Genomic DNA, 12,683 nt, shown 5'->3' with positions numbered 1-12,683 from the left:
CGGCAAGGACTGTTTATGACTCAGCGACCGGGCAATCAATTGTTCGATGCCTACTTCACCGCCCGCGATATGCGCGAAGTGTTCTGCGATCAGGGCCGGGTGCAGGCGATGCTCGATTTCGAAGCGGCGCTGGCCCGGGCCGAGGCGCGGGTCGGGCTGATTCCTTCATCGGGTGTGGCACCGATTGCCGCAGCGTGCGACGCCAGTCTGTATGACTTCGCGGCGCTGGGCGAGGCGATTGCCACGGCCGGCAATTCGGCGATTCCACTGGTCAAGGCCTTGGGCAAGCAGATCGCTTCGAGCGATGCCGAAGCCGAGCGCTATGTGCATCTGGGCGCGACCAGTCAGGACGTGATGGATTCCGGGCTGGTCCTGCAATTACGCCAGGCGCTGGCGCTGATCGAAGACCAACTGGCGCAACTGGCCGACTCGCTCGCTGCTCAGGCACAACGTTTCGCTACCACGCCACTGGCCGGGCGCACCTGGCTGCAACACGCCACGCCGGTGACTCTCGGGATGAAAATCGCCGGATGGCTGGGCGCCGTCACGCGCAGCCGTCAGCGTCTGCAAGAACTGAAGCCACGGCTGCTGGTGCTGCAATTCGGTGGCGCCTCCGGCACGCTCGCGGCGCTGGGTGAACAGGCGTTGCCGATCGCCAAAGCATTGGCCGAAGAGCTGCAACTGACCCTGCCCGAGCAACCGTGGCATACCCAGCGTGATCGCATCGTCGAATTCGGCGCGGTGCTTGGCCTGATCGCCGGCAGCCTCGGCAAATTCGGCCGCGACATCAGCCTGTTGATGCAGACCGAAGCAGCGGAAGTATTCGAGCCTGCGGCACCGGGCAAAGGCGGGTCGTCGACCATGCCGCACAAGCGCAACCCGGTCGGCGCGGCGGTGCTGATCGGCGCGGCCACGCGGGTGCCGGGGCTGGTGTCGACGCTGTTCAGCGCGATGCCGCAGGAGCACGAACGCAGCCTCGGTTTGTGGCATGCCGAATGGGAAACCCTGCCGGAAATCTGCTGCCTGGTGTCCGGTTCGCTGCAACAGGCGCGCTTGCTGGCCGACGGTCTGGAAGTCGACGCGGCGCGCATGGCCCGCAACCTCGAATTGACCCAAGGCCTGGTGCTGGCCGAAGCGGTGAGCATCGTCCTCGCCCAACGCGTCGGCCGCGACACCGCGCATCACCTGCTCGAACAATGCTGCAAACGCGCCGTGGCCGAGCAACGCCATTTGCGTGCGGTGCTCGCTGACGAGCCGCAAGTCACCGCCGAACTCAGTGGCGCTGAACTCGATGATCTTCTGAACCCCGCGCATTACCTTGGCCAGGCGCAAGTCTGGGTCGAGCGCGCGGTGGCTGAACACAACGCTTTGACTGTCTGAAGGAGAGGGCTGTGGCTTTCGTTCAACTCGCCGATGGCGAACTGCACTATGAAATTGAGGGCCCGGCGGAGGCGCCGGTGCTGGTGCTGTCCAACTCGCTGGGCACCGACCTGCACATGTGGGACGCGCAAATGCCGGCGTTCACCGAGCATTTCCGCGTGCTGCGTTTCGACACGCGCGGCCATGGGCAATCGCTGGTCACCGAGGGGCCGTACAGCATCGAACAACTCGGTCGCGACGTGCTCGGTCTGCTCGATGCGCTGCATATCGAGCGCGCGCATTTCTGCGGGTTGTCGATGGGCGGGCTGATCGGTCAGTGGCTTGGGATCAATGCCGGGCATCGTCTGCACAAACTGATCGTCTGCAACACGGCGGCAAAAATCGGCGATCCGTCGGTATGGAATCCACGCATCGAAACCGTGTTGCGCGACGGCCCGGCGGCGATGGTCGCACTGCGTGATGCCTCGATTGCGCGCTGGTTCACCCCGGACTTCTCGGCGGCCCATACCGAGGCGGCGAAGAAGATTACCGACATGCTTGCCGCAACCAATCCACAAGGTTATGCGGCCAACTGCGCGGCCGTGCGCGATGCCGATTTTCGTGAACAACTGGCTTCGATCAACGTGCCGTTGCTGGTGATTGCCGGCAGCGAAGATGCGGTGACGCCGCCGTCCGGCGGGCACTTCATCCGCGACCACGTGCGCGGTGCCGAGTACGCCGAGTTCCGTGCGGCGCATTTGTCCAACGTGCAGGCCGGTGCCGCTTTCAGCGACCGTGTGCTGGCGTTTTTGCAGGCTCAGTGAGGAAGAATTTGTGGACGAGAAACAACGTTACGACGAAGGCATGCAAGTCCGCCGCGCGGTGCTGGGCGATGCCCACGTCGATCGCAGCCTGACCACGCTGACCGAGTTCAACTCGGAATTCCAGGAGATGATCACCCGCCACGCCTGGGGCGACATCTGGACCCGCCCGGGCCTGCCCCGCCATACCCGCAGCCTGATCACCATCGCCATGCTGATCGGCATGAACCGCGAGGGCGAACTGAAACTGCACCTGCGCGCGGCAGCCAACAACGGCGTCAGCCGTGGCGAGATCAAGGAAGTGATCATGCAGAGCGCAATTTACTGCGGCATCCCGGCGGCGAACGCGACGTTTCATCTGGCGGAGTCGGTGTGGGATGAGCTAGGAGTCGAATCCCGGGATTGATGGCGCCCGAAATTACGCCTTCGCGAGCAAGCTCGCTCCCACATTGGAGTTGTGTCGATCACAAAACAAATGTGGGAGCGAGCTTGCTCGCGAAGGCCATTTCATATTCGACAGAGATGTCGACTGAAGCTGCGCTTTCGCGAGCAGGCTCGCTCCCACAGTGGGGCATGTGTGGTTAGAGAAGGCTGATCGGGTAGCTGACGATCAGGCGATTTTCATCGAACTCGTTGTTGCTGAAGTCGCGGCGCATGGTCGAGTTGCGCCATCTGACGTTCAGATCCTTCAACGTGCCGCTCTGCACCGTGTAACCGAGTTCCGATTCGCGACCCCATTCCTTGCCGTCGGTGATCGTCCCGGTGTGCACGTTGTCGCCGCTGATGTAGCGGTTCATCAGGGTCAGGCCGGGGATGCCCATGGCGGCGAAGTTGTAGTCGTGGCGCAGCTGCCAGGAGCGTTCCTGAGCGTTGTCATAACTGGCGTTGTAGCTGTCGTTGGCCAGCGTGCCGCCACTGGTGCCGTTGACCCGCATCCACGCGCTGTCGCCGGTCAATTTCTGCAAGCCGAGGTAGAACGTGTTGCCGCCGTACTTGGCCGAAAACATGCCGTACCAGGTCTTGTTGTCCAGATCGCCGGCACGCGCGCTGCCATCTTCCTTGCCGTAGAAAAAGCCGAGGTTGGCGCCCAGCGTCCAGTCGCCGAGCGGCTGACTGTGCAGCACATTGAGGTACTGCTGGCTGTAGATGTCCTTGAGTTGCGCGTTCCACAGGCCGATCTGTGTGCGCTTGTCGTTGAACAGGTATTCGCCGCCCTGGAAGTTGAAACGATCAGAGGTGAACGCGGCTTTGCCGGTCATCGACATGTCGCTCATGCTGCTGTCGTCGCGCGGGCTGTTGGCGCGGAACTGGCCGCCATAGAGGGTCAGGCCGGCGATTTCCTTGGAGGTTATCTGGCCGCCACGGAAGGTTTGCGGCAGCGAGCGACCGTCGTCCGAACGCAGAATCGGCAGCACCGGCATCCACTCGCCGACCTTGACCTCGGTCTGCGAAAGTCTGGCCTTGAACGCGACGTTGGTGCGGCCGAAGTTGTCCGCCGGGCGCCCGTCATGGTCCAGCGGCAACAACTGCGTACCGCCCGTGCCTTTACCGCCATCGAGCTTGATCGAATACAGCCCGAGTACGTCCATGCCGAAACCGACGGTGCCTTGGGTGACGCCGGATTTGGCGTCGAGGATGAAACTCTGCGTCCACTCTTCAGCCTTGCCTTGGGTCTTGGTCGGGTTAGTGAAGTTGCGGTTGATGTAGAAGTTGCGCAGGTTAAGGTTGACCTTGGCGTCTTCGACAAAACCGCCTTCTTCGGCGCTTGCCGGCAGGGCCAGACCGGCGATGGCCAGGGCGATCACAGCGGGCAATGCGTAGGGCACAGGGAAAACTGTCATGGACTTGGGTCTCTCTTGTTTTTTTAGGGCGAACGGCTGCGCTGTCGCGGCGGGTGCGGCGCAGGCAACGTGATGCAGGTCTGAGATGCAGCGGTGGCGGTCAGCCGGGCGGGGCAGGGCGCAGGAGCATGGTGTCGAACCTTGTTGTTATTGGTTTTCTGGTTCGAATGGTGAAGGGCCTGTGTGTTCGGGTTCAATTGCTGAAAGCGGGTTTTGGGCGGTTATCGAACGCAAGATTCATGCTGATTTGTGGTGAGTGTTAGGTCCCCTTCGCGAGCAGGCTCGCTCCCACAACTGGAATGCGTTTCCCTGTGGGAGCGAGCCTTCTCGCGAAGAGGCCAGTTCGGCCGCGAAACCTTTGCGACAGGCAACAAAAAGCCCACCAATAAGGTGGGCTTGATGTAGTCAGCCGATGATCAGAACAGCTTCATCTTCGGCGCTTCTTCTTTCAGCGCTTCGTTCTGCGCGGTCTGCGCATTCCAGCCACCGCCCAGTGCCTTGTACAGGTTGACCGCACTGGTCAGCTGCGCGAGGCGGTCGGTGATCAACGCTTGTTGTGCGCTGAACAACTGACGCTGGGCATCGAGGAAGGTCAGGTTGCTGTCGACGCCGATGCGGTAGCGACGTTCGGCCAGGCGGTAGTAATCCTGGTTGGCCTGAACGAAGTCACGCTGCGCTTGCAGCTGCTCGGTGTAGGTCTGGCGGGCGGCGAGGCCGTCGGCGACTTCCTGGAAGGCCGTTTGAATCGACTTCTCGTAGTTCGCCACGCCAATGTCCTTCTGGATCTTGGCGTAGTCGAGGCTGGCGCGCAGGCTGCCGGCGTTGAAGATCGGCAGGTTGATCTGCGGCTGGAACAGCCACGTCCCCGAGCCACCCTTGAACAGACCGGACAGATCCGGGCTCAGGCTGCCCGCGTTGGCGGTCAGGCTGATGCTCGGGAAGAACGCTGCACGCGCCGCGCCGATGTTGGCGTTGGCCGCCTTCAGGTTGTACTCGGCCTGCAGAATGTCCGGACGACGTTGCAGCAGGTCCGAAGGCAGACCGGCCGGTACGTCGCTGAGCAGATCATCAGACAGCGGTTTGGCTGCTTGCAGATTGGCCGGAATACCGGTGCCGAGCAGCAGGGTCAGGCTGTTTTCGTCCTGTGCGACCTGGCGGGTATAACGCGCCAGTTGCGCCCGGGCGTTTTCCACCGAGGTACGCGACTGTGCCAGATCCAGCGCCGAAGCCACACCGACTTCGTTGCTGCGGCTGGTCAATTTGTAGCTTTCTTCGAAGGCACCGAGGGTGTCCTGCGTCAGCTTGAGCAGTTCCTTGTCCGCCTGCCAGGTCAGGTAGGCATTGGCGACGTTGGCGACCAGACTGATCTGTGTGCTGCGGCGTGCTTCTTCGGTAGCGAAATACTGTTGCAGCGCTTGCTCGCTCAGGCTGCGCACCCGACCGAACAGGTCGAGTTCGTAGGCGCTGACGCCGACGGTGGCGGAATACGAACTGCTGATCATCGACTCGCCGGTCTGCGAGGCACGGGCCGGCAGACGCTGGCGGCTGCCGGCGGCATTGGCCGACACTGCCGGGAACAGGTCGGCGCGCTGGATGCGGTACTGCGCCGCGTAAGCGTCGATGTTCAGCGCCGCGACACGCAGGTCGCGGTTGTTTTCCAGGGCGACCTGGATCAGCTGTTGCAGGGCCGGGTCATGGAAAAACTGCTTCCAGCCCTGTTCGGCAGCGGCTTGCGCCGGAGCCTGGGCCGGCGAGTACGCCGGCCCCTGCGGGTACTGGCCTGCGACCGGAGCCTCAGGCTGCTGATAGTCAGGTATCAGCGAGCAACCGCTCAGCACGAAGGCGGCGACTGCGATGGAGAGTAGCGACTTGCTCATTGGCCAGCCTCTTTAGGAGTTTCAGTAGTCTCATCCGCGTCGGTCTTTTTGCGCTGACCGATGGACGACACAGTAACGAAGAACAGTGGGACCCAGAAGATCGCCAGGATCGTGGCCGTGAGCATACCGCCAATCACGCCGGTACCGATCGCGTGCTGACTGCCTGAACCGGCGCCGGTGGAAATCGCCAGCGGCACAACACCGAGAACGAAGGCCAGCGAGGTCATGATGATCGGGCGCAGACGCATGCGGCAGGCTTCAATCGCCGCTTCACGCAGGCTGCGTCCCTGTTCATGCAGTTCCTTGGCGAATTCGACGATCAGAATGGCGTTTTTAGCCGCCAGACCGATGGTCGTCAACAAGCCCACCTGGAAGTACACGTCGTTGGACAGACCGCGCAGGCTGGTGGCCATCAGTGCACCGATGATCCCCAGCGGTACCACGAGCATGACCGCGATCGGAATCGACCAGCTTTCATACAGCGCCGCCAGACACAGGAACACCATCAGCAGCGACAGGGCGTACAGCGCTGGCGCTTGCGAGCCGGACAGACGTTCCTCGTAGGACAGACCGGTCCAGGAGATACCGACACCGGACGGCAGCTTCTTGGCAATCGCTTCGACTTCAGCCATCGCTTCACCGGTGGAGTAGCCCGGCGCCGGAGCCCCGAGGACCTCGACCGCTTCCACACCGTTGTAGCGCGCCAGCTTCGGCGAACCGTAGACCCACTCGCCCTTGGCGAACGCCGAGAACGGAACCATGGTGCCTTCGGCGTTACGCACGTACCACTTCTTCAGGTCTTCGGGGCTCATGCGCGAGTCCGGCTGGCCCTGCACATATACCTTCTTCACCCGACCACGGTCGATGAAGTCGTTGACGTAGCTACTGCCCAGCGCGATCGACAGAGTGTTGTTGATGTCGCTGATGGTGATGCCGAGGGCACTGGCCTTCTCGTCGTCGATTTCCAGCTGGAACTGCGGCTCGTCGTTCAGGCCGTTCGGACGCACCTGGGTCAGCACCTTGCTTTGCGCCGCCATGCCGAGGAACTGGTTGCGCGCTTCCATCAGTTTTTCGTGACCGATACCGGCGCGGTCCTGCAGGAACACGTCGAAACCGGTGGCGTTACCCAATTCCAGAACCGCTGGCGGGGCGAAGGCAAACACCATCGCGTCGCGGAAGCTGAAAAAGTGTTGCTGGGCACGCGCAGCGAGGTTGAACACGCTGTTGTCGGCGTTACGTTCGCCCCACGGCTTGAGCATGATGAACGCCATACCCGAGCTCTGACCACGGCCGGCGAAGTTGAAGCCGGTCACGGTGAACACCGAAGCCACCGCGTCCGCTTCACCGCCGTCCTTGTTCGGACGCAGCAGGTACTCACGCATTTCATCCACGACCACCTGCGTGCGCTGGGCACTGGAACCGGCCGGGGTCTGCACCTGAGCGAACAGTACGCCCTGGTCTTCTTCCGGGAGGAACGCGGTCGGGATGCGGGTGAACAGCCAGATCATGCCCACCACGATCAACAGGTACGCCAGCAGATACGGCGCCTTGCGGGTCAGCATGTTGCCGACGCCGCGCTCGTAGCTGCGTACGCCACGGTCGAAATTGCGGTTGAACCAGCCGAAGAAACCTTTCTTCGGGGTGCCGTGCTCGCCTTTCGGAATCGGCTTGAGCATGGTTGCGCACAGCGCCGGGGTGAAGATCAGGGCAACCAGTACCGACAGGGCCATGGCCGACACGATGGTGATCGAGAACTGCTTGTAGATCACCCCGGTGGAACCGCTAAAGAACGCCATCGGCAGCAGTACCGCCGAGAGCACGAGGGCGATACCGACCAGTGCGCCCTGGATCTGGCCCATGGACTTCTTCGTCGCTTCCTTCGGTGACAAGCCTTCTTCGCTCATCACCCGCTCGACGTTTTCCACCACGACGATGGCGTCGTCCACCAGCAGACCGATGGCCAGCACCATGCCGAACATGGTCAGGGTGTTGATGCTGAAACCGGCGGCGGCGAGGATGCCGAACGTACCGAGCAGTACCACGGGCACGGTCATCGTGGTGATGACGGTGGCGCGGAAGTTCTGCAGGAACAGGAACATCACCAGGAACACCAGCGCGATCGCTTCGACCAGCGTGTGCACCACGCCTTTGATCGATTCGGTCACCACCGGAGTGGTGTCGTACGGGAACACCACTTCCATGCCTTGCGGGAAGAACGGCTTGAGGCTGTCGATGGTGTTGCGCAGCGCTTTGGCGGTATCGAGGGCGTTGGCACCGTTGGCCAGTTTCACCGCCAGACCGGACGCCGGGCTGCCGTTGAACTGGGCACTGATCGCGTAGTTCTCACCGCCGAGGCCGACTTCAGCCACGTCTTTGAGGCGAACCTGCGAACCGTCCTTGTTGACCTTGAGCAGGATTTCCTTGAACTGCTCAGCGGTCTGCAGACGGGTCTTGCCGATGATCGTCGCGTTCAGTTGCTGGCCCTGCACGGCAGGCAAGCCACCGAGCTGACCGGACGACACCTGGACGTTCTGCGCAGCAATGGCATTCTTCACGTCGACCGGGGTCAGGTTGAAGTTGTTCAACTTGGCCGGGTCGAGCCAGATACGCATCGCGTACTGCGCACCGAAGACCTGGAAGTCACCGACACCGGCGGTCCGCGAGATCGGGTCCTGCATGTTCGACACGATGTAGTTGGACAGGTCGTCCTTGGTCATGCTGCCGTCACGCGACACCACGCCGATCACCAGCAGGAAGTTCTTCACTGCCTTGGTCACGCGGATACCCTGTTGCTGCACTTCCTGCGGCAGCAGCGGGGTGGCCAGGTTCAGCTTGTTCTGGACCTGGACCTGCGCGGTGTCGGAATTGGTGCCTTGCTCGAAGGTCGCGGTGATGGTCATGCTGCCGTCGGAGTTACTTTCCGACGACACATAACGCAGGTTGTCGATACCGTTGAGCTGTTGCTCGATGACCTGCACCACGGTGTCCTGCACGGTTTGTGCGGACGCGCCTGGGTAGGTCACCTGGATCGCAATGGCCGGTGGCGCAATGCTCGGGTATTGGTTGATCGGCAATTTCAGGATCGAAAGTGCCCCGACCAGCATGATCACCAGGGCGATTACCCAGGCGAAAATCGGACGGTCGATGAAGAATTTTGACATGGGTTACTCCCCTTTGCCGCCGGCGGCTTTGTCAGCTGCCTGTGCGGGGGCCGGGTTCTTGGTGCCGACGTTAGTCGCCTCGGTCGCTTTGACCTCGACGCCCGGTTTGACGTACTGCAGCCCTTCGGTGATCAGACGATCGCCGGCTTTCAGGCCATCTTCGATCAGCCACTGGCTGCCGACAGTGCGGCTGGCCTTGAGCTGACGCAGCTCGACCTTGTTATCGGCGCCGACGACCAGTGCGGTCGGGGTGCCTTTGAGGTCGCGGGTCACGCCTTGTTGCGGCGCGAGGATCGCTGCGCTGTTGACGCCGGCTTGCAGCTGGGCGTGAACGAACATGCCTGGCAGCAGGGTGTGATCGGGGTTCGGGAACACTGCGCGCAGGGTTACCGAGCCGGTGGTCTGGTCAACCGAGACTTCGGAGAATTCCAGCTTGCCGTCGAGCTTGTATTGGCTGCCGTCTTCCAGGGTCAGCTTGACCGCAGCGGCGTTGTCGCCGGCCTTCTGCAGACGGCCGCTTTCCAGCTCGCGGCGCAGCTCCAGCAGTTCCACCGACGATTGGGTCACGTCGACGTAGATCGGGTCGAGCTGCTGAATCACTGCCATTGCATCGGCCTGGCCATTGCTGACCAGTGCGCCTTCGGTGACCGAAGAGCGGCCGATACGGCCAGAGATCGGCGCGTAGACTTTGGTGTAGCGCACGTTGATCTGCGCGCTCTGCAACGATGCTTCCGATTGCAGGCGGTTGGCCAGTGCGGTGTCGTATTCCTGACGGCTCACGGCTTGTTCGTCGACCAGTTGCTTGTAGCGGTCGGAAATCGACTTGGTCGAACGCAGCTCGGCTTCGGCGCTTTTCAGCGTAGCTTCATAGACCGACGGATCGATCTGATACAGCTGCTGGCCGGCTTTGACGTCGGCGCCTTCCTTGAACAGACGCTTGAGGATAATGCCGTTGACCTGCGGGCGAACTTCAGCGATGCGGAACGCACTGGTGCGGCCCGGAAGTTCCGAGGTCAGGGTAAAGGCTTGTGGTTGCAGGGTGACGACGCCGACCTGAGGAGGCGGAGCGGCTGGGGCCGCTTCTTCCTTTTTACATCCGCTGAGCAGCGATGCCAGGGCGACGGCAGTGACCAGAGCGGTAACAGCTGGCTTGAATTGCATGAAGATCCTCGGGTCAGGCGCGCAAGAAGCGCACAAGAAGTGTGAAAGAGTAAAAATCGGGTACCGGGTGGATAAGTAGCTTGCTAAGTAATATACTTACGTTCATGGTTGTTTGTAAACACCTGCGCCGTGTACCCACCCTGATACAAAAGTCGTCGCAAGGTTTGAAATTGTAGGCCGGGGAGTCGATTCACGAGAGATCGCCCCCTCTTTATTCAGCGGATATTCAGCCATCCCTGAAACATCCTGTTTGAGGTTTTACTGCCATGGTCCGTCGTACCAAAGAGGAAGCTCAGGAAACCCGCAGCCAGATTCTGGAAGCGGCCGAGAAAGCCTTTTATGAAAGGGGGGTTGCCCGCACCACCCTGGCGGACATCGCGACCCTCGCCGGCGTGACGCGTGGCGCCATCTACTGGCATTTCAGCAACAAGGCCGATCTGGTCCAGGCCATGCTCGACAGCCTGCACGAACCGCTGGATGAACTGGCCAAGGCCAGCGAAAGCGAAGACGAACCGGACCCGCTGGGCTGCATGCGGCAGTTGCTGATTCATTTGTTTCATCAAGTTGCACTGGACCCGAAAACCCGGCGCATCAACGAAATTCTGTTTCATAAGTGCGAATTCACCGATGAAATGTGCGATCTGCGCCAGCAGCGCCGGACGGCCAGTCTCGATTGCAACGTGCGCATCGGCCTGACCCTGCGTAATGCGGTGAATCGCGGCCAGTTGCCGGAAGACCTCGACACGGCCCGCGCGGCGATCAGCATTCATGCCTACATCGACGGCCTGCTGTACGGCTGGCTGCTGGCTCCGGACAGCTTCGAACTGCACGCCGAGGCTGAACGCTGGGTCGACACCGGGCTGGACATGCTGCGCCTGAGCCCAAGCCTGCGCAAATGAAACAAAATGCGCAATTGCCCGGCAGGATGTCAATCAGCCGCTATGGCCGATTATTGCGGCGGGGAGTTTAAACGTAGCCGGCCGTGGATTTTGTAGGGAAATTGTGTAGCTCTTGTGAATCCGTGTTTTGCCGCGTTTCCCTCACCCTAGCCCTCTCCCAGAGGGAGAGGGGACCGACCAAGCTGATCTTTCGAGTGACGCTGACCTGAAATATCCCGCCGAACTCGGGTTCTGAAGGATCTGCAAATCGGCTCCCTCTCCCCAATGGCGGGACCGACCGGGTTGTTTGCTCAAGCCGTGCCGACCTGAAATATCCCGCCGAACTCAAAGTTTGAAAAACACACCAATCGGCTCCCTCTCCCTCGGGAGAGGGCTGGGGTGAGGGGCTACGCCGGGTGCCACGCTACAAGCCCCAAGCCGAACAACAAAAAGCCCCGGACTCTCACAAGTCCGGGGCTTTTTCATTTCTGCGCTACAGCCTGATTACAAGGTCGGATAGTCGATATAACCGACCGGACCTTTACCGTAGAAAGTCTCCGGATGCGGCTCGTTCAACGGCGCATCGGCCTGCAAACGTGCCGGCAGGTCCGGGTTGGCAATGAACGGCACGCCGAACGCTACGGCGTCTGCCTTGCCGCTGGCCAGCCACTCGTTGGCGCTTTCCTTGGTGAACTTCTCGTTGGCAATGTATGGGCCACCGAACGCTTCTTTCAGTTGCGGGCCGAGGCTGTCGGCGCCTTCTTTTTCGCGCGAGCAGATGAACGCGATGCCACGCTTGCCCAGTTCACGGGCGACGTAGGTGAAGGTCTCGGCAAGGTTGTCATCGCCCATGTCATGGGAATCGGCACGCGGTGCCAGGTGCACACCAACGCGGCCGGCGCCCCAGACTTCGATCGCGGCGTCGGTCACTTCCAGCAGCAGGCGTGCACGGTTTTCCAGCGAGCCGCCGTACTGGTCGGTGCGCTGGTTGGTGCTGCTTTGCAGGAACTGGTCGAGCAGGTAACCGTTGGCGCCGTGGATTTCCACGCCGTCGAAACCGGCGGCCTTGGCGTTCTCGGCGCCGGTGCGGTAGGCGTCGACGATGTCGGCGATTTCAGCGGTTTCCAGGGCGCGCGGGGTTGGGTAGTCGGCCAGTGGGCGCACCAGGCTGACATGACCCTTTGGCTGAATGGCGCTTGGGGCCACCGGTGCTTCACCGTTCAGGTACGAAGGGTGAGAAATGCGGCCAACATGCCACAGTTGCAGGAAGATCTTGCCGCCGGCGCCGTGAATCGCTTTGGTCACGTTGGCCCAGCCACGCACTTGATCGTTGGACCAGATGCCCGGGGTATCCGGGTAGCCGACGCCCATCGGCGTTACCGAAGTGGCTTCGCTGAGAATCAGGCCGGCCGAGGCGCGTTGTACGTAGTATTCGGCCATCAGCGCGTTCGGCACACGGCCTTCGTCGGCGCGGCAACGGGTCAGCGGGGCCATGATGATGCGGTTGTTCAGCTCGATGTCGCCGAGTTTGATCGGGTCGAAAATAGTCGCCATGTCTAAAAGCCTCTCTTTAATTAAGGAAGTT

Annotated in this window: 9 protein-coding genes; 4 read left to right on the top strand and 5 right to left on the bottom strand. The window is 61.6% G+C overall.

The genetic code is table 11. The features are described 5' to 3' along the window. The first annotated feature begins 15 nt into the window (after positions 1-15). From D8U82_RS06295 to pcaC, 3 genes are read left to right on the top strand one after another with little or no spacing between them, the layout of a single operon-like run. Positions 16-1,380: a 3-carboxy-cis,cis-muconate cycloisomerase gene (locus tag D8U82_RS06295; protein WP_130901889.1), complete on the top strand. Its 1,365-nt coding sequence runs from the start codon at positions 16-18 to the stop codon at positions 1,378-1,380. 11 nt (positions 1,381-1,391) lie between these two features. Beyond that, positions 1,392-2,183 (top strand): 3-oxoadipate enol-lactonase, encoded by a 792-nt coding sequence (gene pcaD / locus D8U82_RS06290; RefSeq protein ID WP_125925263.1) that lies wholly within the window; start codon positions 1,392-1,394, stop codon positions 2,181-2,183. 10 nt (positions 2,184-2,193) lie between these two features. Further along, positions 2,194-2,586, top strand: coding sequence for a 4-carboxymuconolactone decarboxylase (pcaC, locus tag D8U82_RS06285; protein ID WP_024011942.1), 393 nt, complete (start codon positions 2,194-2,196; stop codon positions 2,584-2,586). Between the two features lie 175 nt (positions 2,587-2,761). Here the strand turns inward: pcaC and D8U82_RS06280 are convergent, their stop codons facing one another. From D8U82_RS06280 to emhA, 4 genes are all read right to left on the bottom strand, one after another. Beyond that, positions 2,762-4,021, bottom strand: a complete 1,260-nt coding sequence (locus D8U82_RS06280) for an OprD family porin (protein ID WP_130887066.1) — start codon at positions 4,019-4,021, stop codon at positions 2,762-2,764. 416 nt (positions 4,022-4,437) lie between these two features. Continuing rightward, positions 4,438-5,898 (bottom strand): efflux RND transporter outer membrane subunit EmhC, encoded by a 1,461-nt coding sequence (emhC, locus tag D8U82_RS06275; RefSeq protein WP_024011945.1) that lies wholly within the window; start codon positions 5,896-5,898, stop codon positions 4,438-4,440. Continuing rightward, on the bottom strand, positions 5,895-9,059 hold the full coding sequence (gene emhB, locus D8U82_RS06270; RefSeq protein ID WP_024011946.1) for an efflux RND transporter permease subunit EmhB: 3,165 nt from the start codon (positions 9,057-9,059) through the stop codon (positions 5,895-5,897). Before emhB ends, emhC begins: the two co-directional genes overlap by 4 nt. Positions 9,060-9,062: 3 nt before the next feature. After that, complete coding sequence (emhA, locus tag D8U82_RS06265; RefSeq protein WP_016771331.1) at positions 9,063-10,220, bottom strand: efflux RND transporter periplasmic adaptor subunit EmhA; 1,158 nt, start codon at positions 10,218-10,220, stop codon at positions 9,063-9,065. A gap of 266 nt (positions 10,221-10,486) precedes the next feature. Between emhA and emhR the strand changes: the two genes are divergently transcribed. After that, a complete protein-coding gene (gene emhR / locus D8U82_RS06260) occupies positions 10,487-11,119 on the top strand; it encodes an efflux system transcriptional repressor EmhR (protein WP_024011948.1) in 633 nt (210 codons plus the stop codon). Between the two features lie 483 nt (positions 11,120-11,602). Here the strand turns inward: emhR and D8U82_RS06255 are convergent, their stop codons facing one another. Further along, a complete protein-coding gene (locus tag D8U82_RS06255) occupies positions 11,603-12,652 on the bottom strand; it encodes an alkene reductase (RefSeq protein WP_016771329.1) in 1,050 nt (349 codons plus the stop codon). Positions 12,653-12,683: the final 31 nt, after the last annotated feature.

Origin of the sequence: Pseudomonas sp. Sample_23 (genome assembly GCF_004307595.1) — a bacterium.
GTDB classification, from domain to species: domain Bacteria; phylum Pseudomonadota; class Gammaproteobacteria; order Pseudomonadales; family Pseudomonadaceae; genus Aquipseudomonas; species Aquipseudomonas atacamensis.
Note: the sequence above shows the minus strand (reverse complement) of the source record. Positions and strands in the feature narration are given on the sequence as shown.

Bases quoted from the DNA above. Each gene is read 5' to 3' on its own strand.
- D8U82_RS06295 (WP_130901889.1), top strand. From the start codon at position 16: ATGACTCAGCGACCGGGCAATCAATTGTTCGATGCCTACTTCACCGCC.
- emhA (WP_016771331.1), bottom strand. From the start codon at position 10,220: ATGCAATTCAAGCCAGCTGTTACCGCTCTGGTCACTGCCGTCGCCCTG.
- emhR (WP_024011948.1), top strand. From the start codon at position 10,487: ATGGTCCGTCGTACCAAAGAGGAAGCTCAGGAAACCCGCAGCCAGATT.
- D8U82_RS06280 (WP_130887066.1), bottom strand. From the start codon at position 4,021: ATGACAGTTTTCCCTGTGCCCTACGCATTGCCCGCTGTGATCGCCCTG.
- D8U82_RS06255 (WP_016771329.1), bottom strand. From the start codon at position 12,652: ATGGCGACTATTTTCGACCCGATCAAACTCGGCGACATCGAGCTGAAC.
- emhC (WP_024011945.1), bottom strand. From the start codon at position 5,898: ATGAGCAAGTCGCTACTCTCCATCGCAGTCGCCGCCTTCGTGCTGAGC.
- emhB (WP_024011946.1), bottom strand. From the start codon at position 9,059: ATGTCAAAATTCTTCATCGACCGTCCGATTTTCGCCTGGGTAATCGCC.